This is a genomic window from Bacillus sp. SH7-1, assembly GCF_008042405.1.
In the GTDB taxonomy this organism is placed as follows: domain Bacteria; phylum Bacillota; class Bacilli; order Bacillales; family Bacillaceae_G; genus Bacillus_A; species Bacillus_A thuringiensis_N.
Genome location: NZ_QNUD01000023.1, coordinates 38,390 through 59,396 on the forward strand (window position 1 = coordinate 38,390; position 21,007 = coordinate 59,396).

The following is a 21,007-nucleotide window of genomic DNA, read 5'->3' on the forward strand; positions in this document are numbered from 1 at the left end:
GAAGACGATCTTGTTTTTACAAGGTCGTCTTTTTTTAAGGGAAAGTTAAGAAACTATTTGTAACATGTATTATATATAGAAAGTTCGCCCTATAAAGAAGTGATTATAAAAAGGTATTTGAACAGATTATATCGATCATAATGTTATTTCGATTATGTATAGGGAATGATGGGAAAGAAAGTGTAAGAGGGAGGAATTAATTTTGAAAAAGAAAATGATGACGGTATTCACTATTGGGGTAATGAGTTTAAGTATATTAGGGGGTGCCTCTCCTTCTGAAACATCAAAAGGAAAGACAGATTACAAGCAGCGCAGTAAAGAACAATTAAATAACGGAAAGATACATGCGGTGCATACAGAAGAGAAGGCGGAGAATTTAGGGATTGAAACGGCAGGGAAAGAACAAATTACGCTAGAAAAAGAAATCCATGAGACGGAAGTAGGAAGGGAAGCAGAACAGTTAGGAATTTCGATTGAAGGAAAAGATGTTGGAACTCTTTCAGAAGAAATCTATGAAACAAAAGTGAAGCAAGAAGCGTTAAAGTTAGGCATATCAATAGAAAATACATCAATTGTGAATTTGATTATTCAAATTAATACGATTAAAATTAGCGATGAAGCGGATAAATTAGGTATTTCGACAAAAGGAAAAGAAATAGAGGACATTGTGGAAGAAATCTATGGAACGAAAGTAAGAGAAGAAGCAGGGAAGTTAGGTATTTCACAAAAAGGAAAAGAGATAGAAGAGTTAGCGCAAGAAGTGTACGAACAAAAAGTGCAGGAAGAAGCAAAAAAATATCATATTGATTTATATGGTAAAGATATATATCAAGTATTAAGTGAAATTAATGAACAGAAAGTGCTACAAATGGCAGATGAGCTTAATATGGATAAAACGAATATGAATGTTCAAGAATTAGCAGAAAAAATAAAAATAGATCAGCCTGAAAAAGGAAAAGAGCTAAATTTTGTACCGGTGATTCGAACGGATGCTGACGCGTTTTATTCTTATTTAACGAACTAAAAAGGGCGTGAGAGTAATACGGAAATGGAAGTGGTATATATGTATGGCTGTACTCGGTATAGCAGTATGGAATGTATATACAAATGGAGTTACAAAGTATATGGAGAAGTTAACATTCTTCAATATACAAAGTGGAAAAGAAACGGAATTTAGTAATAATGATGAAAAGATTATCTTATCAAATGTACCTTTAATTCAGCAATTACCAGAGTTAGATAGAGGCTGTGAAGTGACGAGCTTAGCGATGATGTTACAATACGCAGGTATTACAGTGGATAAGATGAAATTAGCAAACGAAATAAAGAAAGTCGATTTTATGAACGATGGTGTACGTGGGAACCCGAATGAAGGATTTGTAGGAAATATTTATACCTTTTCTGAATCTGGATATGGTGTATATCATGGACCACTTTTTCAATTAGCGAAAAAGTATTTACCTAACAAAGCTGTGGACTTAACAGGGAAGAGTATAGAAGAACTTTATAAGAGTGTAAAATCAGGACAACCGGTAGTCATGATTACAAATGCAACATTTGCGCCATTAGATGAAGATGAATTTACTACATGGGAAACAAATAGTGGAGATGTTTCTATTACGTATAATGAACATTGTGTAGTGCTTATTGGATATGATAAGGAATTTGTATATATTCGAGATCCTCTAAGTGAAAGTTTAGATGTGAAAGTACCGAGAGAGAGTTTTGAAAAGGCATGGATGCAAATGGGGAGTCAGGCGATTAGTTATGTGAAAAGCAATTAGTAAGGAATTGTAAGAGGAGTTTTTGTGGGTGCTTTTTGTTACGAAATAAGAGAACTTCAGCATATATAATAAGCTGAAGTTCTCTTATTTTTTATGCTTAAATCTTTAGAAGTAGTGAATATGTAAAAATGCATAATTGACAAAAATATTACATGTTATCATTATATATTGTTTTATATATGTCACTTGTATAAAATTACACAAGTATCCACATTACATAAAGGAGGCTTATTATGCAAAAAATATTTAACTGGGTTAAATGTATGAGTATCAAGAAAAAATTAATCATTTCATTTTTTCTTATTTTAACTATACCAGGACTTATTATCGGTGGTGTTTCATATCAAACTGCCAAAACAAATTTTGAACAACAAATTACAGGTAAAGCAAAGGAAAATATTTCGATTTTAAATACTGTTATTTCTCAAAATATAGAAGAGAAATTTGTTGATGCAGCATACTTTGCAGACATCTTAACAGAGGATACATATCCAAACGGACAAGAAGAAATAGTAAGAACGAAGTTAGCGCAATATATAAAACTTCATCCAGAAGTAGAAGGTATTTATATTGGAACGCAGACAGGAAAGTTTATAAGAGAACCATTTATCGAAATGGATGATGGGTATAATCCAACAGATAGATCTTGGTATAAAGAAGCACATGAAAATAAAGGGAAAGTAATTGTTACTGCACCATATCAATCAGCATCTACAAAAAATATGGTAGTGACAATTGCTAAAGAAGTAAAAGATGGTAAAGGTGTTATAGGAATTAACTTAAATTTAGATAACATTTTAAAAATCTCCAAAATGATTAACATAGGGGAAAAAGGTTATGCAGTTATTTTAGATCAAAATAAGCAAATTGTTAGTCATCCATCTAGAAAACCAGGTGCAAAAGTTACCGATCCTTGGATTAAACCAATTTATGAAGAAAAACAAGGGAATGTTTCTTATACAGAACAAGATGATAAAAAGAATTTAATCTTTGCAACAAATGAGAAAACGGGCTGGAAAGTAGTTGGAGTTATGTTTGATGAAGAAATTACCGAAGCTGCGAATCCAGTGTTTTATAAGACTTTTATTGTTATTGCTATCGCTATTGTATTTGGTAGTGTATTAATTTATTTCATTACAAAGTCTATTACAAGACCATTAAGAAAAATAGCTGACTCGGCACATAAAATTAGTAAGGGAGATTTAACCGAGAAAATTACAATCCATTCCAAGGATGACATAGGGAAATTAGGGAATTCCTTTAATGAAATGTCTGCCTCTTTACAAGATGTGATTACTCAAATTAGTTTTTCAGCAGAACATGTCGCTGCATCGGCTGAAGAGTTAACAGCGAGCGTACAACAAGCAAATGATGCGACAGATCAAATTACAATTGCAATGGAACAAGTATCAGGTGGGGCTGAATCACAAAGTCAAGGTGTTGAAGAAGGTGCGGCTACATTACAACAAGTAAATACAGCAATTCAAGATGTAACTGGAAGCGCAGAATCAATTTCTATCTCCTCATTACATGCGAGAGAAAGAGCTGAAGAAGGGGAAGAATTGGTTGAACAAACAGCAAAACAAATGCAGTCTATTTCTAGATCGGTATCCGAATCAGATGCTATTATTAAACTTCTTGATGAGAAATCAAAGCAGGTAGGGGCTATTTCTGAAGCAATTCAAAACATCGCTACTCAAACGAACTTATTAGCTTTAAATGCGGCTATTGAAGCAGCAAGAGCAGGTGAACAGGGCAGAGGATTTGCTATTGTAGCAGATGAAGTTAGAAAATTAGCGGAGCAATCAGGAGAATCATCTGGAGAGATTGCAAATTTAATTGCAGAAATTAAGGCTGATATTGAACATACTGTTAAGGCGATGGATAATGTGAATGGGGAAGTTCAACAAGGCCTTGATATCGTAACAAAAACGAAAGTAAGTTTTACGGAAATTTTAAGTTCTACTACACACATTGTTTCTCAAGTTAATCAAATGGTAGAAACAACGAAGAGAATTTCTGGAGATGCAAATGAAGTGACAAATGCTATTGATGAAATTGCAGCAGCTGCAGAAGAAAATACAGCTAGTATGCAAAGTGTTGCTGCTTCAACAGAAGAACAAGTGAATTCAATGGAAGAAATTAGTTCAGCTTCGCAAAACTTAGCTGAGATGGCCGAAGAACTACAAGCAATGACTAGTAAATTTAAAGTATAATAACAGCAGATAAGTAAGGTGAAAATAATATCACCTTACTTATTTTTCTATTCAGCAATTAGGGGAGTCATTAACGGGATGAAAAAAAGAAAAAGACTATGGAATTTATGGAAAACGATTACATTGTTAGTTTGTACAGTTGTAATCTTTTCTTTACTTGTGACAGATATATTAATTAGTCATAATGTAGAACAGACAACGGAGGATAGCCAAGCAGAGAAAGCAAAAACAATTGCACACATTGTGGCGAATGAGTCGATTGTAATCGATGGTTTAATTGGGAAAGCAGATATTTCTGCAATCCAAACGTATACAAATAGAATATTAAAAAACACAGGTGTTCAATTTATTGTAGTTATGGACATGAATGGAATAAGAAAGTCACATCCAAATCCTCAAAAAATAGGTCATCATTTTATTGGGGGAGATGAAGGACCTGCATTGAAAGGAAAGGAACATGTATCGCTGGCAGAAGGAACTTTAGGTATTTCAATGCGAGTGTTTGTACCTGTATTTTCTGAAACAGGTGAACAACTTGGAGCGGTGGCCGTTGGTATTTCAGCAGATAATGTAAAAGAGAGAGTCAAGGAAAGTAGACATATCATTTATATTGGAGTGGGAGTTGGAGTACTAGTCGGAATTATAGGAGCAATATTGCTAGCTAGACATATAAAGAAAAGTTTATTCGGTCTTGAACCTCACAGGATAGCGAAAATTCTTGAAGAAAGAAATACGATGCTACAATCTGTCAAAGAAGGTATTATTGCTGTAGATAAAGAGGCCAATGTAACTTTAATAAATAATGAGGCAAAACGATTGTTTAAGAAAAGTGGATTGGAAGAAGATTTTATCGGTAAAGATGTTGAGTTATATATGCCTAATTCACGTATAAAAGAAGTATTAAAAACGGGACAGGTACAATTAAACGAAGAACAAAATATTTATGGAATTACGATTGTGACGAATCGTGTTCCTTTATATGTAAAAGGAGAAATAGTTGGCGCGATTGCAACATTTCGTGATAAAACAGAGATTAGAAAATTAGCAGAAGAATTAACTGGTATTAGGTTATATGCGGAAGCATTACGGGCACAATCGCATGAATTTATGAATAAAATGCATGTCGTATTAGGGCTTACACACATGAAGCAGTATGAAGAATTACAGAAATATATAAGCGGTATGGTATCAGAGCATCAATATGAAATTGGTGGGATTATGAAAAGAATAAAAAGTCCAGTATTTGCTGGTTTTTTACTCGGGAAACTTAGCTATGCTAGAGAGAAAAATATAACATTAATTATAAGTGAAGATTCTTACATGCCAGAAATAGAGGATGAAAGTATTACTCATGAACTGATTACGATTGTCGGAAATTTAATTGATAATGCATTAGAGGCAGTGACGAATTGTGAAAAGAAGCAAGTTGAAGTTGAGATACAATATGGGGATACACTAATTATTACAGTACAAGATACCGGAAAAGGTATACAAGAGGAAGAAATAGGGGCATTATTTACGAAAGGTTATTCCACAAAGGGGGATAACCGTGGTTATGGTTTGTATCTTGTAACAGAAAGTATACAGCGAATAAATGGGGAAATTCATGTGTATTCATTAGTAGGAAAGGGAACAACGATAACAATTGAAATACCTAAAGGTAGGGATGAGAGGCAAATATGATTAAAGTTTTAATTGTAGAAGATGACCCGATGGTAGCAATGTTAAATACGCATTATTTAGAGCAAGTAGGAGGGTTTGAACTTGTTCAAGCAGTTAACTCCGTAAAATCGGCGATAGAAGTATTAGAGGAGTCACGAGTAGATTTAGTATTACTTGATATTTTTATGCCTGAAGAGACTGGATTTGAGCTTTTAATGTATATCCGGAATCAAGAAAAAGAAATCGATATTATGATGATTTCAGCTGTACATGATATGGGGAGTATTAAAAAAGCATTACAATATGGCGTAGTAGATTATTTAATTAAACCATTTACATTTGAACGATTTAAAGAGGCATTAACTATATATCGAGAAAAACTTATTTTTATGAAAGAACAACAAAAAATTAGTCAATCGGAATTAGATTCGTTAATTTTGCAAAAAGAAAAAAGAGAGCCTACTGTCACTAAAGAGCTTCCGAAAGGATTAACGAAGCAAACGTTGCAATTAATTTGGCAGAAAATCGAGTCGCTGAATGGACGAGCGTTTACAACAGATGAAATGGCACAATTAGTTGGGATTTCAAGAGTTTCAATTCGAAAATATGTAATGTTTTTGACTGACATTGGAGTGTTAGAAAACGAAATGATGTACCAACATGTGGGAAGACCTGTAAGTAAACTAAGATGTGTTGATCAAAAAAAAATAGAGTTTTACGTATAAGCGACTTATTATAAGTCGCTTATACTTTTTTTAATTACAAAATCAATTACAAAACTTACAAAAACTATTTTTACTATTGAAAGCGTTTTAATATTGTTATTAAGAAAACAAGGGGGTGCCATATGGGAATTCAAAAGAATGTGGAAGCGGTATCATTTTCTGAAGGAAATGAAGTACAAAGAGAATCTTTCGCTTCTAAAATTATGAATGTAAAAATCGGTGTTATACCTTTACCGTTATATGTAGTATTGGCTGCTATTATTTATGGGGCATCTGTATATAATAAATTGCCAGCAGATATGATTGGTGGATTTGCGGTTATTATGATCATGGGTATTTTCTTAGGAGACATTGGGATGAGAATTCCAATTTTAAAAAATATCGGCGGTCCGGCAATACTTTCGTTATTTATTCCATCATTACTTGTATTTTTTAACTGGATGAATCCAGCTTCAATGGAAGCTGCGACTATGTTAATGAAAAAATCGAACTTTTTATATTTGTATATTTCTTGTTTAGTAGTCGGAAGTATTTTAGGAATGAACCGTAAAGTGTTAGTACAAGGTTTCGTTCGTATGTTTATTCCTTTAGTAGTGGGGACGTTAGCTTCTATAGCAGTAGGATTATTCGTCGGTTCACTATTTGGATTTGAAATGAAGCAAACATTCTTCTTTATCATCGTACCAATTGTGAGTGGTGGTATAGGGGAAGGGATTTTACCATTGTCGCTAGCTTATAGTGATATTTTAAATGAGTCATCAGCAACGTTTGTATCACAGCTTATTCCAGCAGCTATTATTGGAAATATGTTCGCAATCGTGAGTGCAGGGTATATGAAGCGTTTAGGTGAGAAGAAACCGGAGCTTAGTGGTAACGGTGTATTAGTAAAAACAGACAATCAAGCAGAGTTATTAAAAGAACAAAATACAGAGAAGCCAATTGACTTTTCATTGATGGGAGCAGGTTTATTAATTGCGTGTACGTTCTTCATCTTCGGAGGATTTGCTTCCAAATTCATCGGTATTCCTGGGGCAATCATTATGATTTTCTCAGCAGCACTTGTGAAATACTTTAAATTAATGCCAGCAAAAATGGAGCAAGGAGCATTCCATCTATATAAATTTATTTCGAAGAATTTAACTTGGCCGTTAATGGTTGGACTAGGATTGCTATATATTCCGCTAAAAGACGTAGCAGCAGTTCTTTCAGTAGGGTATGTTGTTGTGTGCGCATCGGTTGTTCTTACAATGGTAGCGTCAGGTTTTCTTGTAGGGAAAGTGATGAAAATGTATCCAGTTGAATCAGCGATTGTAACTGGATGTCATAGCGGTTTAGGCGGAACTGGAGATGTTGCTATTTTATCAGCTTCAAATCGTATGGAATTAATGCCGTTTGCGCAAATTTCAACACGTTTAGGCGGGGCAGCAATGGTTGTAACAGCGACAATTTTATTAAAAATGTTTTCATGATCAAACAAGCTAGCTATATTCATATAGCTAGCTTGTCAAATTAAGGGGAGATTATAAGTATGTTAGAAAATCAAATTAATGAAAGATCATTGTTATTGCATAAAGAATTAGTAGGGAAAATTGAGATTACAAGTAAAGTAGAAGTAAATTCAGCGGATGATTTAAGCCTGACATATACACCAGGTGTAGCGGAGTCTTGCAAAGCAATTGCGGCAGATGAAGAAACAGTGTATGACTATACAGCACGTGGTAATATGGTGGCAGTTGTCTCAGATGGAACAGCGGTACTTGGTCTAGGGAACATTGGACCGAAAGCAGCTATGCCTGTTATGGAAGGGAAGAGTATTTTATTTAAGAAATTTGCGAATGTAGATGCTTTTCCGTTATGTTTAGGTACGACTGATGTGGATGAAATCGTTACCCTTGTGAAAAATTTAGAGCCTACGTTTGCAGGAATTAACTTAGAAGACATTGCGGCACCACGTTGTTTTGAAATTGAAAAGCGATTAAAAGCAGAAACGAATATTCCTGTATTCCATGATGATCAACATGGAACAGCTATTGTCGTCTTAGCAGCTGTTATTAATGCATTAAAAGTTGTTAGCAAACAAATGGATCATGTGAAAATTGTTATTAACGGTGCGGGTTCGGCAGGAATTGCAATTGGAAAATTATTATTAAAGGCTGGTGCAAAGCACATTACGTTAGTTAGCTTAGAAGGTATTGTTTGTGAAGGTGAAGCATGGATGAACGAAGCGCAAATTGAAGTTTCAAAAAAGACAAATCGAGAACATGTGCGTGGAACGTTAAAAGAAGCGATTCATCAGGCTGATATCTTTATTGGTGTATCGGCCCCTAACGTATTAACGAAAGAACTTGTACAGACGATGAATGAGAAAGCAATTGTGTTTGCAATGGCGAATCCAATTCCAGAAATCTTCCCTGAGGATGCATTAGAGGCTGGAGCAGCTGTAGTAGGAACTGGGCGCTCGGATTATGCGAACCAAGTAAATAATGTATTGGCGTTCCCAGGAATATTCCGCGGTGCGCTAGATGTGCGCGCGACTGATATTACAGAAGAGATGAAATTAGCGGCAGCATATGGGATCGCTAACATCATTACGGATGAAGAACGTAATGCAAATTATGTGATCCCGAATCCATTAGATAAAAGAGTTGTTCCAAGTGTTGCAGAAGCTGTAGCGAAAGCAGCCATTGATTCAGGTGTGGCGCAAATTACGATAATACCAAGTTATTAATAGCTAAAAGCAGTGCCTAAAAAGGCACTGCTTTTTTGAGATAAGAAATCAAAATAATGAAGAAGTGTAAAATTATTTATTTATGTTTCTTCATTATTTATTTAATTCCATTGCAACTTGTTTACCATTTACTAAAACCTCAGTTACTGCTACGATCACTTCTATCATTTTTTTCATCTCTCATCTCTCCTCGTGTCATTTCTTACTTTAAGTATAAGAGAAGGGAGATACTTCAACTATCGAAGTATATGACGTAGAAATTACATTGTTGTAAGAAAGGGTTTTAGTTTTGTCACTTTATTCAGCATTGATTACAAACTGATCATAATATTTTTCATTCACATATATATTTAATAACCATAGTCCAGATGAAGGTAGCGATACAGTGAGTGGGAGTTCGTTTGTGGTAGGATCAATTGTATTTGAAGTAGTCCAAGATTGTTTGGAAGTTTCTTTTTGAAAGAGTACCGGTGTCGGAGTGACAGACCCTTGTTTTAGCGCAATAATAGATAATTTTCCAGTTGGCATTTCAGGATTTAGAAAGTACCACATTATTTCATTTTGTTCATTTGCGATAATAGGGCTATCGGCCATTGCGATTTTTCCTTCAATGCCTTTTAAAGGTATTTTTCCATCTACGAAGGATGGAGCTTCTTCCCAATTCACATCTTTTAAAACGCTAAGATGAAAAAATGAAGGTGCGTTAACTTGAGTGGATGATGTTGCGATGGCTTCTTTTTTAGGTACTTCTGAATCAGGCTGTGCTTGTGCGCATCCAGTGATGAGAAAGGAGAAAAGTAGCATAGTTCCGATTTTTTTCATGGTGCCACACTCCTAATTTTTATTGTTAGTGTAATTGTATTTGCTAGAAAGCAGGACAATTCCTTTAAAACGTTAAAAGAGGTCGTAAGTTTTGTACGACCTCTTTTGACATTTTTTATATTTGCTCAGTTGAAAAGGTTGGTTCTCTCTCTTTTTGAGGCATCGTTAAGAAAATAACCGAAAGAACGATGCATATGCCACCTAATAATTGATAGGCTCCAAAGGATTCATTCAGCCAAACGATTGAAACGATGGCAGCTACAAGTGGTTCAATGCTAGATAAAATGCTTGTTTCTGTAGCTGCTAAATATTTCAGACTACCAATATAAAGAAGGAAAGAAAGAGTGCCACTTATAATGATTAGGATAAGCATAGAAAAAGTTTTTGATGTAAAGGTTTGTGAAAGCTGATTCCATCCAAACGAGCGGTTGCAAATAAGCAGGGCGATGCCACCGATTAACATCCCCCAGCCAATTACTATAGTTGTTCCACATTCTTTAATAAGAGAAGCTGGATGAAGGGTATAAAATGCAAATCCAATTGCCGTTAATAGACCAAAAATAATGGCTTCTTTCGATAAAACAATATTTGCAATTGAACCGTTTGTAATAATAAAGTATGTCCCTGTTAGCGCGGCTATAATTGCGAATAGTTGCATAGAAGCAGGGAATTTTCTTTGCTCAAATGCAGCATAAATAGTAATAAGGACAGGACCAAGAAATTGAAATAATGTTGCTGTGACCGCATTACTAATATGAACCGTTTCGATAAAGGCGTATTGCGCACCAAGCATGCCGAGAATAGAGAAAATAATAAGTTGTATAGAATGTCTAGGGTGTTTCCAAATTTGAAATATGTTTTGTTTCTTTATCAGTAAGAAAGATAAAATAAATATTCCTGCAAGCAACAAGCGAATTGTTAAAAAATCAATTGATGATACGTTAGTATGTTGAAATAGCCACTGAATCATTGGACCAGATAATCCCCATAAGGTAGCTCCTGTAATAATCATAATGAGTCCAATACGTCTACTGTTGTTCATGATCATGCATCTCCTCTCGAGTATTTGATTTTTTATGTGTGACATGATAAAAGGAATTATATATAACTTCTGGTACTGCAAAAAGTATCAGTTTTTAGTTTTATTAAGGGGTCAGATATTATGTTAGAATTAACGCCTAATTTAAATGTGAATAGTAAAAAGGCATTGTACGTGCAATTGTATGAGTATATAAAAAAAGAGATTAAAGATGGAACGATTTCGGCTTTTACAAAATTACCTGCAAAGAGAAAGCTGGCGGGCTATTTACAAGTAAGTAAGAATACAGTAGAAGCGGCTTACGAGCAATTACTTGCAGAAGGTTATATTGAGTCGATATCGAGAAAAGGTTATTTTGTATGTGAAATTGAACAAATGATTGATGTAGAAGGAAGCGAAGCGGATGTAGAAGAAATACCGTTTCGGGGGGAGAACTATAAATTTGATTTTACCCAAACAGGAGTTGATACAAATACTTTTCCTTTCACTATGTACCGCAAGCTTATAAATGATGTATGGCAGCCACATAATAATGAGTTGCTTTTTCTTGGACACCCTCAAGGGGAATTGAGCTTAAGGGAGGAAATTGCGAACTATTTGTATGAATCTAGAGGTGTGCGTTGTTCAGCTAGTCAAATTGTATTAGGGGCGGGAACACAAATATTAGTGAGATTACTTTTTCAATTGTTGAAGGGAAGTAAATATGCTGTTGAAAATCCAGGTTATCATAGGAAAATGGTTGTTTTTGAACAAGGAGAAAAGAAGGTTCAAATGTTGTCTTTAGATAGGGACGGAATTTGTATGGCGGATTTAGAAAATAGCGATGCAAATGTTGTATTTGTAACGCCTTCTCATCAATTCCCATTTGGAATGATTATGCCTATTACAAGAAGGACGCAGCTTTTACAATGGGCGAAGAAAGAAGAAGGCAGGTATATTATTGAAGATGATTACGATAGTGAATTTCGTTATTCAGGAAAGCCAATTCCGGCACTACAAGGATTAGATACAGATGGGAAAGTTATTTATATGGGGACGCTATCAAAAGCTTTGTTACCCTCATTACGGATGAGCTATATAGTATTACCGAAGAATTTAATTAAAAAGTATCAAAAGGAATATTTGTTTTATACACAAAGTGTTTCAAGAATGGATCAAGAAGTGATAAGAAGGTTTTTAAATGAAGGGTATTGGGAAAAACATATTCATAAAATGCGTGTTGTCTACCGGAAAAAGAGGGATCGACTTGTTTTTGAAATAAAGAAGTATTTCTCTAATCGTGTTGAAGTGATAGGGGAAGATTCAGGATTACATATTTTATTAAAAGTGCATAATGGAATGCGAGAAGAAGAACTAATTAAGGAAGCTGCAAAATATAGTATTAAAATATATCCTGTTTCTACGTACTACAAAGACGATACTGCACCTGAAAATGTAGTTTTACTTGGGTTTGCGATTTTATCAGAAGAAGAAATTACGAAAGCGATTCAACTATTAAATATAGCGTGGTTTAGAAAAAAGTAAAAAAAACATCCTCATACATGAGAGGATGTTTTTTGTTATTTATTTTCATCTAAGAATAAGACCATATGCTCTTCGTCCCAATATTGTCCGTTATATTTTAATGAACGTTCTTGCACACCGAATGTTTTAAATCCTAATGATTCATAAAGTTTTTTTGCGCCATCGTTGCCAACAACAACATCAAGCATAACTTGTTCTACTTCTAAAGATTTAGCAAGTTCAAGACATTCTTTAATAAGTGCTTTTCCTGCTCCAAGTCCGCGTGCTTTTGGAGACACATATACAGAACCGATTTTAGCTTTATGTTCTTGTTTTACATATGGTTTCGTTTCCAGCGTTGCAACCCCGATTAATTGCCCATCTTTAAATGCACCTAGCGTATAGTTTTCATCTTGTGCTAATTTTTGTGCTTTATATTCAATCGCACACTCTTTATTAATAATATCTTCATAAGAAGAGCTGAAAGCTTCAGGGTTTTGCTTTAATCCTTCTACACGAAGTTCTAAGTAAATTTCCGCTTCATCTTTTGTTAATACATGGATATCCAATTATATCACCCTCCAAATCTTTGACAAATGTATCTTTATTTTATATTGAAATAAGAATAATTTCAAAAGCTTAGCTTATATGAGCTGATTTTATGAACAAAATAACACCAGTAGTGTTTACTACTACTGGTGTTTTCACACTCATATTATTCAAAAGGTAGTTCAATTATAAAATTTGTTCCTATTCCTAATTGGCTTGTTAATAGAATGGAACCGTTATGCAATTCTACAATTTCTTTTGCAACAGCTAGCCCGATACCTTTTCCCCCAGTAGCTCTCGTTCTGGATTTATCAACACGATAAAAACGATCAAAAATATGCGGGATATCTTCTTCAGGAATACCTTCTCCTTCATCTTGTACACTTATTGTAAAAGAATTTGTTTCTGTGAGTACGCGTATCGTAATAGTTGTGTTTTCTGGCGAATGTTGATAAGCATTGTGTAATAAATTTAACATAACTTGTTCCATACGTCTTTCGTCTATGCAAACTTCTAAATCATCTTTGCAATATACATGGAGTTGCATCTGTTTATTTGTTAATGTTGTTTTTGTTTTTTCAACCATTCGTTCTAAAAATGGTTGAAGGATCACTTTTTGTTTTTTTATAACAAACTGGTGTTGTTCTAATTGTACAAGCATAAATAAATCTTGGACGAGATCGGTTACACTATCTGTTTCATCCTCAATGATTTGTAAGTATTCTTCTCGCTCTTCTTTCGTTAAAGAGTCTCTCTTTGCTACCTTCGCATAACCTTTCATATAGGTCAATGGAGTTAATAGTTCATGGGCAACACTAGCGAGAAATTCGCTTCGCTCTTTTTTCATATAGGTAAGTTCACTCGATAAATCTTCAATCGTTTTTGCTAAGCTTCCAAGTTCATCATTCCGTTTAATACCTAATTGAATTGGCGTATTTAATTTTGACATTTTTTCTGTTGCCCTCTTCATTTTTATAAGAGGTTCTGTAATAACACGAGAAAAAACAAAAACAGAAATAGTCGTTAAAATAACTGTCAAAACACTAATGATAAGAAATTGGTTCATGAGTTTAAGTAACATATTTTCTAAGAAAGATGTTTTTAATAACATATATAACTTTCCTTGAAACTCTGCTGTGTTAAGTTGGCTTACGGTTGTGATGAATTTGGATTTTTTCCAGTTCTTTTCGACAACCAATCCGTTTGTTGGAATAGGTTCTGTTTTACAAGTAAGCTGTTTTTGCATTACCTTTGTTACAGGTTCTGAAGTGGAAATAATTTTGCCATTATTGTCAGTTATAATGATAGCTATATCAGAGTTAGCAATTGCTTCTGATTCGACTAAGTGTTCAGCTTCAGTGTTGATATCAAACTCGGGGTATACAGCACGTTTAGGCCGTTTACTGTGTTCAGCGCTTTCTGTGAGTCTCTTTTCTTTAGAGTATGCATTCCACTTGGCGCGGTTTTTAATCATGTTACTATAGCGATTACCTTTTTCTAAAAGAGCAAGTGTTTCCTCCTCAATGCGCATGTTTGAAATGCTTTTGTAAAAAGATACGAAAGCAATTGTTTCAATACATAAAGCTAGTATTAAAAAGTATGTCCCAATTTTAAGTGAAAGTTTACTCATTTTCTCACCATACCTTATTTCATATAAAGGGTCAGTGGTATACTATTGTCCACTGACCGAAGTAATTATTCACTTTTCCATTTATATCCGACTTTATAGACAGTTTCTAAGTAATTTTCAACTGGAAATCCTTTTTTGCGTAATTTATCGCGGATATTGCGAATATGTGAATCGATTGTTCTATATTCAATGTCTGTTTCATAACCCCAAATTTTTTCGATTAAATCATCTCGGCTATAAGCACGGTTTGTATTTTGTAAAAATAGTCCAAGTAAAGAAAATTCGATAGGAGTCAGTGAGATTTTTTCATCATACACTGTGACAGCATGTTTTGTTTTATCCCACTCAATACCATTGAAGCTAACAAATCCATCTTTCTTTGTACGGCGTAATATAGCCTCAATTCGTGCAACTAATACATGCTCATCAAATGGTTTTGTAATATAGTCATCTGCGCCCATAGTAAGGCCCTTAACCATATCGTAGTTTTGATTACGAGCTGTTAGCATAATGATTGGAACGTTGGAAATTTGACGGATTTGATAGCAAGTATCCCATCCATCCATATTCGGCATCATTACATCTAACAAAATAATATCGAAGTCTTTTTGTTCTATTAACTTTAGCGCTTCAAGGCCAGAGGTAGCTTTCATACAAAAATAGCCGCGAGGGCTTAAGAACAGATCTAATAATCGTAACATACGTTCTTCATCGTCTACTAATAAAATTTTAACCATAATCTTGTGCACCCCAAACTGTTCATTCTATTTGTATAGTTTACATGAAAATAATAAAAAACTCTTTTTATGTGATTGAGTGGAAGAGTTATTTCTCGCTCAGAGTAATTGACATAAAAAATGCACTAGTTTTGCACAACTATTTTTTATAATAGAAAACGTAGCGACACAAAATACCCTATGTTGCGACATAACGTCATGTCATTTTATTTATAAAATGACAATTCCATTCTATTGTGTATGTGAGATAGAGAGGGTTTTCGTATTCACCTCGCATCGGATAAGAAAAATTTCCTATCTCACACTTTTTTTAAAAGGAGATCATACACATGAATCCAAAAGAAGAAATTTCAAAAAAAGAAAAGCAAGATCGTAATACGGTTGTCATGTGCATTGCCGTATCTATGGTTATTATTATAAGTTGTGTAAATAAAATTTTGGGGATTTTATAATATATAAAAGCTCATTGCTTCTTACGAAGCAATGAGCTTTTTTCATTATTAGGGGAATAGTTCTATATAATAAACCAAGGTAAAATTGCTAACCCAGAAGTTACAATCGCTGTAGTAAATATTAAAAGCATAGCTCGTTTGTTTTGTTTCATGTCACATTCTCCTCTACATATCAATTGAATGCTATACGTTCATTTCATGATCAGTTAAGGATGGATTTCCTCACTAAGTAAAGTTTCACTTTATATTTTTAGTATAATGAATGGAAAGGTTTGGTACGATCGATAAAGGTGACATGAAGATTACATTGTTGTAATGAAAAAAGCACCTTTTTTAATAAAAAGGTACTTTTGGAAAACTTATATTGAAGTATTAATCATTTAAGAACAGAACCATATGTTCCTCGTCCCAATATTGACCGTTATGTTTTAATGAACGCTCTTGTACGCCGTAAGTTTGGAAACCTAATGATTCATATAATTTTTTTGCAGCATCGTTACCAACTACAACATCGAGCATAAGTTGTTCTACATGTAATTTATCGGCATTTTCAATAATTGCTTTAATGAGAGCTCGTCCTGCTCCAAGGCCACGCGCTCTTGGGGAAACAAAAACGGAACCGATTTTTGCTTTATGTTCTTGTTTAATAAATGGTTTTGTTTCTAAAGTAGCGATACCAATTAAATCGTTATCTTTGAAGGCACCTAGAGTATACTTATCCGGATTGCTTAATCGTTTTGCCATAGCAGCTACAGGATCCTCATGTTTAAGAACATCTTCATAAGAAGAGCTAAAAGCTTCCGGGTTCTTCGTTAAACCTTCCATACAAACTTTTAAATATATTTCTGCATCCTCTGTCGTTAATAAGCGAATTTCCATCGTTGTAACCTCCTTGGTTGATTTCAAATAAATCCATTACTTTTATAAGATTGTATATGCGTTTTGTTAGCAGTCTCCTTTAATTTGTAAAAGAATGAAAAGATATATGCTACAATATTTTGTTTTAATATGTAATGAAATTATATATTAACTTTATTAACTATTCAAGTGTTTAATATATTGCATTTTTATAACTAAAATAACTCCTCGATCGAGGAGTTATTTTAGTTATTCGATTGATAACCATCAATTCGATGTGGATGTGTGTAAATATTGCAAGATTCATTTCTAATAAATCCTACGACTGTAATGCCTAAATCATGAGCGAGTTGCAATGCTAGTTTTGTTGGAGCGGATTTAGATAGAACAATTTCACATCCGATTTTTGAAACTTTGAGTAAAATTTCGGATGAAATACGCCCGCTAAATGCGATGATTTTTCCTTTAACGGATATATTGTTGCGCAAACAATGACCATATATTTTATCTAATGCATTATGTCTTCCGATATCCATTCTTGATAGGAGGATATTGTTTCGATCACATAGCGCGGTATTGTGAACACCGCCAGTTTGGCGAAAGGTAGTGGAAGCTTGTTGTAAAGTATTCATTAAGTAAAAGCATTCTTCAGGAGTAATTTTGACATGTATATCATGTAAATCTTTTGCTTTTGCTGCATCGTTAACGAAAATAAAACCTTGTCTACCTTTTCCACAGCAGGAAGTGATGTATCGTTTATTATATAAATTTTGATAGAGCGGATTTACTTTTGATGATGTTACATGGACAATTCCGTTATCTTTTTGAACCCGTAGTTCTTCAACATCTTTATAGGAAGAAATAATCCCCTCAGAAATTAAAAAACCAATTACCATATCTTCAATATAATTTGGTGTACATACGACTGTTACATATTCTTCACCATTCAATTTAATAGTAATAGGAGATTCTGTAACAATCTCATCAAGTTGTTTTGAAAATGTACCAGACTGATAGCGTACAATTGTATAATTCTCTTGCGTAGGCCCCATATTAAATTCCCCTTTTATATGTATTTCTCTCCCACACTTATCATAAAACATTGAAAAAATAAAAACATCTGTTAGAAGGAAGGTATCAGATTATTTTGGTTATTATTGTATATATACGATATAATAGAAATGTAGAATAGTGAAATTTTCAAGCTTTCGTAGTGATGCCTTATAAACATCTAGAATCGACTTCAAAAGAAAAGTATTTGGGCAGGGCGTTTCAAAAATATGTACAGTAATCCATTTATGAAAACGGATTCATAAATATGTTGTACAGTTGGTTGTAAGGAGAGGGGAAACTATGGCAGAACAGACAGTCCGTGTAACCGTAGATGGTAAAGAATTTTCAGCATCAGGTGAAAAGACAATACTACAATTATTTAATGAGAGTAATTTGGAACATCCTCAAATTTGTCATGTACCAGAAGTAGATCCAATTCAAACTTGTGATACATGTATTGTAGAAGTAGATGGGAAGTTAATGCGTGCTTGTTCAACGAAGCTCGAGAACGGTATGCATATTGAAAGACAGTCACAGCGTGCAAAAGAGGCGCAGACTGAGGCGATGGATCGAATATTAGAGAATCATTTATTGTATTGTACCGTATGTGATAACAATAACGGTAATTGTAAGGTTCATAATACAGTACATATGATGGGAATTGAAGAACAGAAATATCCGTATGAGCCGAAAGTAAGTGCTTGTGAAGTGGATATGTCCCATCCGTTTTATCGGTATGATCCAAATCAATGTATTGCTTGTGGACAGTGTGTAGAAGTATGTCAAAACTTACAGGTCAATGAAACTATATCGATAGACTGGAGCTTAGATCGTCCGCGTGTTATATGGGACAATGGTGTAAGCATAAATGACTCGTCTTGTGTGAGTTGTGGGCAGTGTGTAACGGTATGTCCATGTAATGCGTTAATGGAAAAATCAATGTTAGGTGAAGCTGGATTCATGACAGGATTAAAACCAGATGTGTTAGATCCGATGATTGATTTTGTAAAGGATGTAGAGCCTGGATATAGTAGTATTTTAGCGGTTTCAGAAGTAGAGGCTGCGATGCGTAAGACGAAAGTGAATAAAACAAAAACAGTTTGTACATTTTGTGGTGTCGGTTGTTCATTCGAAGTATGGACGAAAGATCGCCATATATTAAAAGTGCAACCTGTTTCAGATGCACCAGTTAATGGCATTTCCACATGTGTAAAAGGTAAATTTGGATGGGACTTTGTAAATAGTGAAGATCGAATTACGAAGCCATTAATTCGCCAAGGAGATATGTTTGTTGAAGCTACTTGGGAAGAGGCTCTTGAGGTTGTTGCTTCTAACATGCAGCACATTAAATCAGAATACGGCAGTGATGCATTTGGATTTATTTCTTCTTCGAAAGTAACGAATGAAGAAAATTACCTTATGCAAAAACTAGCTCGTCAAATATATGGAACGAATAATGTAGATAACTGCTCGCGTTATTGTCAATCTCCAGCGACAGACGGTTTATTTAAAACTGTCGGTATGGGCGGGGATGCTGGAACAGTGAAAGATATAGCTGAAGCAGGTCTTGTTATTATCGTTGGTGCGAATCCAACAGAAGGACATCCTGTACTTGCTACGAGAGTAAAACGTGCTCATAAATTACACGAGCAAAAACTGATTGTAGCAGACCTTCGTAAACATGAAATGGCAGAGCGTGCGGATTTATTTATTCATCCGCGCCAAGGAACGGATTACGTATGGCTTGCTGGTATTACGAAATATATTATTGATCAAGATTGGCATGATAAAAAGTTCATAGCTGAAAACGTAAAGAATTTTGATGAATATAGCAAAATGGTAGAAAAGTATACGCTTGATTACACAGAAGAAATTACGGGGATTTCAAAAGAAAATCTGAAAGAAATGGCTCGTATGGTATATGAAGCAGATGGTACTTGTGTACTTTGGGGAATGGGTGTAACTCAAAATACAGGAGGAAGTACAACGTCGGCTGCAATTTCAAATTTACTGCTTGTTACGGGTAACTATCGTCGTCCTGGTGCAGGTGCATATCCATTACGAGGGCATAATAACGTACAAGGTGCTTGTGATATGGCGACATTACCAAACTGGCTTCCAGGTTATCAAGCAGTATCAGATGATACGCTTCGTGCGAAGTTTGAAAAAGCATACGGCACAACTATTCCGAAAGCACCAGGGTTAAATAATATTGCAATGTTACTTGCGGCAGAAGAAGGAAAACTACGTGGTATGTATGTCATGGGTGAAGAAATGGCTTTAGTCGATTCCAATGCGAACCATGTGCAACATATTTTAGCGAATTTAGACTTCCTCGTTGTTCAAGATATGTTCTTATCAAAAACAGCTCGTTTTGCTGATGTTATTTTACCAGCGGCACCAAGCTTAGAAAAAGAAGGAACGTTTACGAATACAGAGCGACGTATTCAAAGATTATATGAAGTATTGAAACCGCTTGGCGATTCAAAACCAGACTGGTGGATTTTACAAAAAGTGGCTCGTGCCCTTGGCGGGGATTGGAATTATGAAAGTCCAAGTGAAATCATGGATGAAATTGCATCGCTTGCACCTTTATATTCTCAGGCAACATACGATCGTTTAGAAGGATGGAATAGTTTATGTTGGGGTAGCCATGATGGTAGCGATACACCGCTATTATATGTGGACGGATTTAACTTCCCGGATAAACTAGCTCGTCTATCATTAGATGAATGGGTACCACCGGTTGTAGCGCCAGATGAGTATGATTTACTTTTAAATAATGGACGTATGCTAGAACATTTCCATGAAGGGAATATGACGAATAAATCGGCTGGTATTTTATCTAAAGTATCTGAAGTGTTCGTTGAAATCTCACCTGAACTTGCCCTAGAGCGCAATGTGAAAGATGGTGGTCTTGTAGAATTAACATCACCATTTGGGCAAATTAAAGTACAGGCACTTGTTACAGATCGTGTAACAGGGAAAGAGCTATATTTACCGATGCATGCAACGGTAAATGAAGAGGCAATCAATATTTTAACTGGAACGGCGACAGATCTTTATACGTGTACACCAGCGTACAAACAAACGATGGTAAAGATGCGTGTACTACGTGAAAAAGGGAATCGTCCGTTACCATCTTCAAACCCGAGAGATAAAAAGCGTAATCCGCAAAATGGTGTTGAAATCGAGCAAAAGTGGCAAAGAAAACAATACGTATCACTTGTGGACTAGGGGGCGGAGATA

Annotated in this window: 17 protein-coding genes and 1 pseudogene; 11 read left to right on the top strand and 7 right to left on the bottom strand. The window is 34.8% G+C overall.

Annotation, left to right across the window (positions count from 1 at the left end; genetic code table 11):
• Nucleotides 1-202: 202 nt before the first annotated feature.
• The 8 genes and pseudogenes from DN390_RS19050 (at nt 203) to DN390_RS19080 (ending at nt 9,115) form a co-directional block, all read left to right on the top strand.
• A complete protein-coding gene (locus DN390_RS19050; RefSeq protein WP_147808109.1) occupies nt 203-1,024 on the top strand; it encodes a transporter in 822 nt (273 codons plus the stop codon).
• A gap of 43 nt (nt 1,025-1,067) precedes the next feature.
• Nucleotides 1,068-1,784 carry a C39 family peptidase gene (locus tag DN390_RS19055; RefSeq protein WP_147808110.1) on the top strand — a complete coding sequence of 239 codons (717 nt, stop codon included), beginning with the start codon at nt 1,068-1,070 and terminating at the stop codon, nt 1,782-1,784.
• Nucleotides 1,785-2,047: 263 nt separating this feature from the next.
• Nucleotides 2,048-3,061 (top strand): annotated as a pseudogene (locus DN390_RS31780) (HAMP domain-containing protein); the annotation flags it as partial.
• Between the two features lie 120 nt (nt 3,062-3,181).
• Entirely contained in the window at nt 3,182-4,000 is an 819-nt protein-coding gene (locus DN390_RS31785; RefSeq protein WP_472926136.1) for a methyl-accepting chemotaxis protein, read from the top strand.
• A 78-nt stretch (nt 4,001-4,078) separates the two neighbouring features.
• Nucleotides 4,079-5,683: a sensor histidine kinase gene (locus DN390_RS19065; protein ID WP_147808112.1), complete on the top strand. Its 1,605-nt coding sequence runs from the start codon at nt 4,079-4,081 to the stop codon at nt 5,681-5,683.
• On the top strand, nt 5,680-6,387 hold the full coding sequence (locus DN390_RS19070; protein WP_147808113.1) for a response regulator: 708 nt from the start codon (nt 5,680-5,682) through the stop codon (nt 6,385-6,387). The genes DN390_RS19065 and DN390_RS19070 overlap by 4 nt, the downstream gene beginning before the upstream one ends.
• 122 nt (nt 6,388-6,509) lie before the next feature.
• The gene (locus tag DN390_RS19075; RefSeq protein ID WP_147808114.1) at nt 6,510-7,856 is read left to right on the top strand and encodes a 2-hydroxycarboxylate transporter family protein; all 1,347 of its coding nucleotides are present in this window, start codon (nt 6,510-6,512) and stop codon (nt 7,854-7,856) included.
• Between the two features lie 59 nt (nt 7,857-7,915).
• Nucleotides 7,916-9,115: an NAD(P)-dependent malic enzyme gene (locus DN390_RS19080; protein ID WP_147808115.1), complete on the top strand. Its 1,200-nt coding sequence runs from the start codon at nt 7,916-7,918 to the stop codon at nt 9,113-9,115.
• Nucleotides 9,116-9,412: 297 nt separating this feature from the next.
• Here DN390_RS19080 and DN390_RS19085 read toward each other — a convergent pair whose 3' ends face one another.
• Both DN390_RS19085 and DN390_RS19090 read right to left on the bottom strand, forming a co-directional pair.
• A complete protein-coding gene (locus DN390_RS19085; protein ID WP_060629484.1) occupies nt 9,413-9,937 on the bottom strand; it encodes a DUF4871 domain-containing protein in 525 nt (174 codons plus the stop codon).
• A gap of 115 nt (nt 9,938-10,052) precedes the next feature.
• On the bottom strand, nt 10,053-10,979 hold the full coding sequence (locus tag DN390_RS19090) for a DMT family transporter (protein WP_147808116.1): 927 nt from the start codon (nt 10,977-10,979) through the stop codon (nt 10,053-10,055).
• Between the two features lie 120 nt (nt 10,980-11,099).
• On the opposite strand from DN390_RS19090, the gene pdxR reads away from it, so the two are divergent.
• Nucleotides 11,100-12,500, top strand: a complete 1,401-nt coding sequence (gene pdxR, locus DN390_RS19095) for a MocR-like pyridoxine biosynthesis transcription factor PdxR (RefSeq protein ID WP_147808117.1) — start codon at nt 11,100-11,102, stop codon at nt 12,498-12,500.
• 35 nt (nt 12,501-12,535) lie between these two features.
• Here pdxR and DN390_RS19100 read toward each other — a convergent pair whose 3' ends face one another.
• From DN390_RS19100 to DN390_RS19110, 3 genes are all read right to left on the bottom strand, one after another.
• The gene (locus DN390_RS19100) at nt 12,536-13,048 is read right to left on the bottom strand and encodes a GNAT family N-acetyltransferase (RefSeq protein ID WP_000351216.1); all 513 of its coding nucleotides are present in this window, start codon (nt 13,046-13,048) and stop codon (nt 12,536-12,538) included.
• A 146-nt stretch (nt 13,049-13,194) separates the two neighbouring features.
• Nucleotides 13,195-14,658 (bottom strand): sensor histidine kinase, encoded by a 1,464-nt coding sequence (locus tag DN390_RS19105; protein WP_147808118.1) that lies wholly within the window; start codon nt 14,656-14,658, stop codon nt 13,195-13,197.
• A 65-nt stretch (nt 14,659-14,723) separates the two neighbouring features.
• Complete coding sequence (locus DN390_RS19110; RefSeq protein WP_147808119.1) at nt 14,724-15,395, bottom strand: response regulator transcription factor; 672 nt, start codon at nt 15,393-15,395, stop codon at nt 14,724-14,726.
• Between the two features lie 329 nt (nt 15,396-15,724).
• On the opposite strand from DN390_RS19110, the gene DN390_RS31205 reads away from it, so the two are divergent.
• Entirely contained in the window at nt 15,725-15,847 is a 123-nt protein-coding gene (locus DN390_RS31205) for a hypothetical protein (protein WP_001068388.1), read from the top strand.
• A 372-nt stretch (nt 15,848-16,219) separates the two neighbouring features.
• Here DN390_RS31205 and DN390_RS19115 read toward each other — a convergent pair whose 3' ends face one another.
• Together DN390_RS19115 and fdhD are read right to left on the bottom strand one after the other, a co-directional pair.
• Nucleotides 16,220-16,726, bottom strand: a complete 507-nt coding sequence (locus DN390_RS19115) for a GNAT family N-acetyltransferase (protein WP_147808120.1) — start codon at nt 16,724-16,726, stop codon at nt 16,220-16,222.
• A gap of 224 nt (nt 16,727-16,950) precedes the next feature.
• Nucleotides 16,951-17,757, bottom strand: a complete 807-nt coding sequence (fdhD, locus tag DN390_RS19120) for a formate dehydrogenase accessory sulfurtransferase FdhD (RefSeq protein WP_255444057.1) — start codon at nt 17,755-17,757, stop codon at nt 16,951-16,953.
• 301 nt (nt 17,758-18,058) lie between these two features.
• Here fdhD and fdhF point away from each other — a divergent pair, with 301 nt between their 5' ends.
• Entirely contained in the window at nt 18,059-20,995 is a 2,937-nt protein-coding gene (fdhF, locus tag DN390_RS19125; protein WP_147808122.1) for a formate dehydrogenase subunit alpha, read from the top strand.
• Nucleotides 20,996-21,007: the final 12 nt, after the last annotated feature.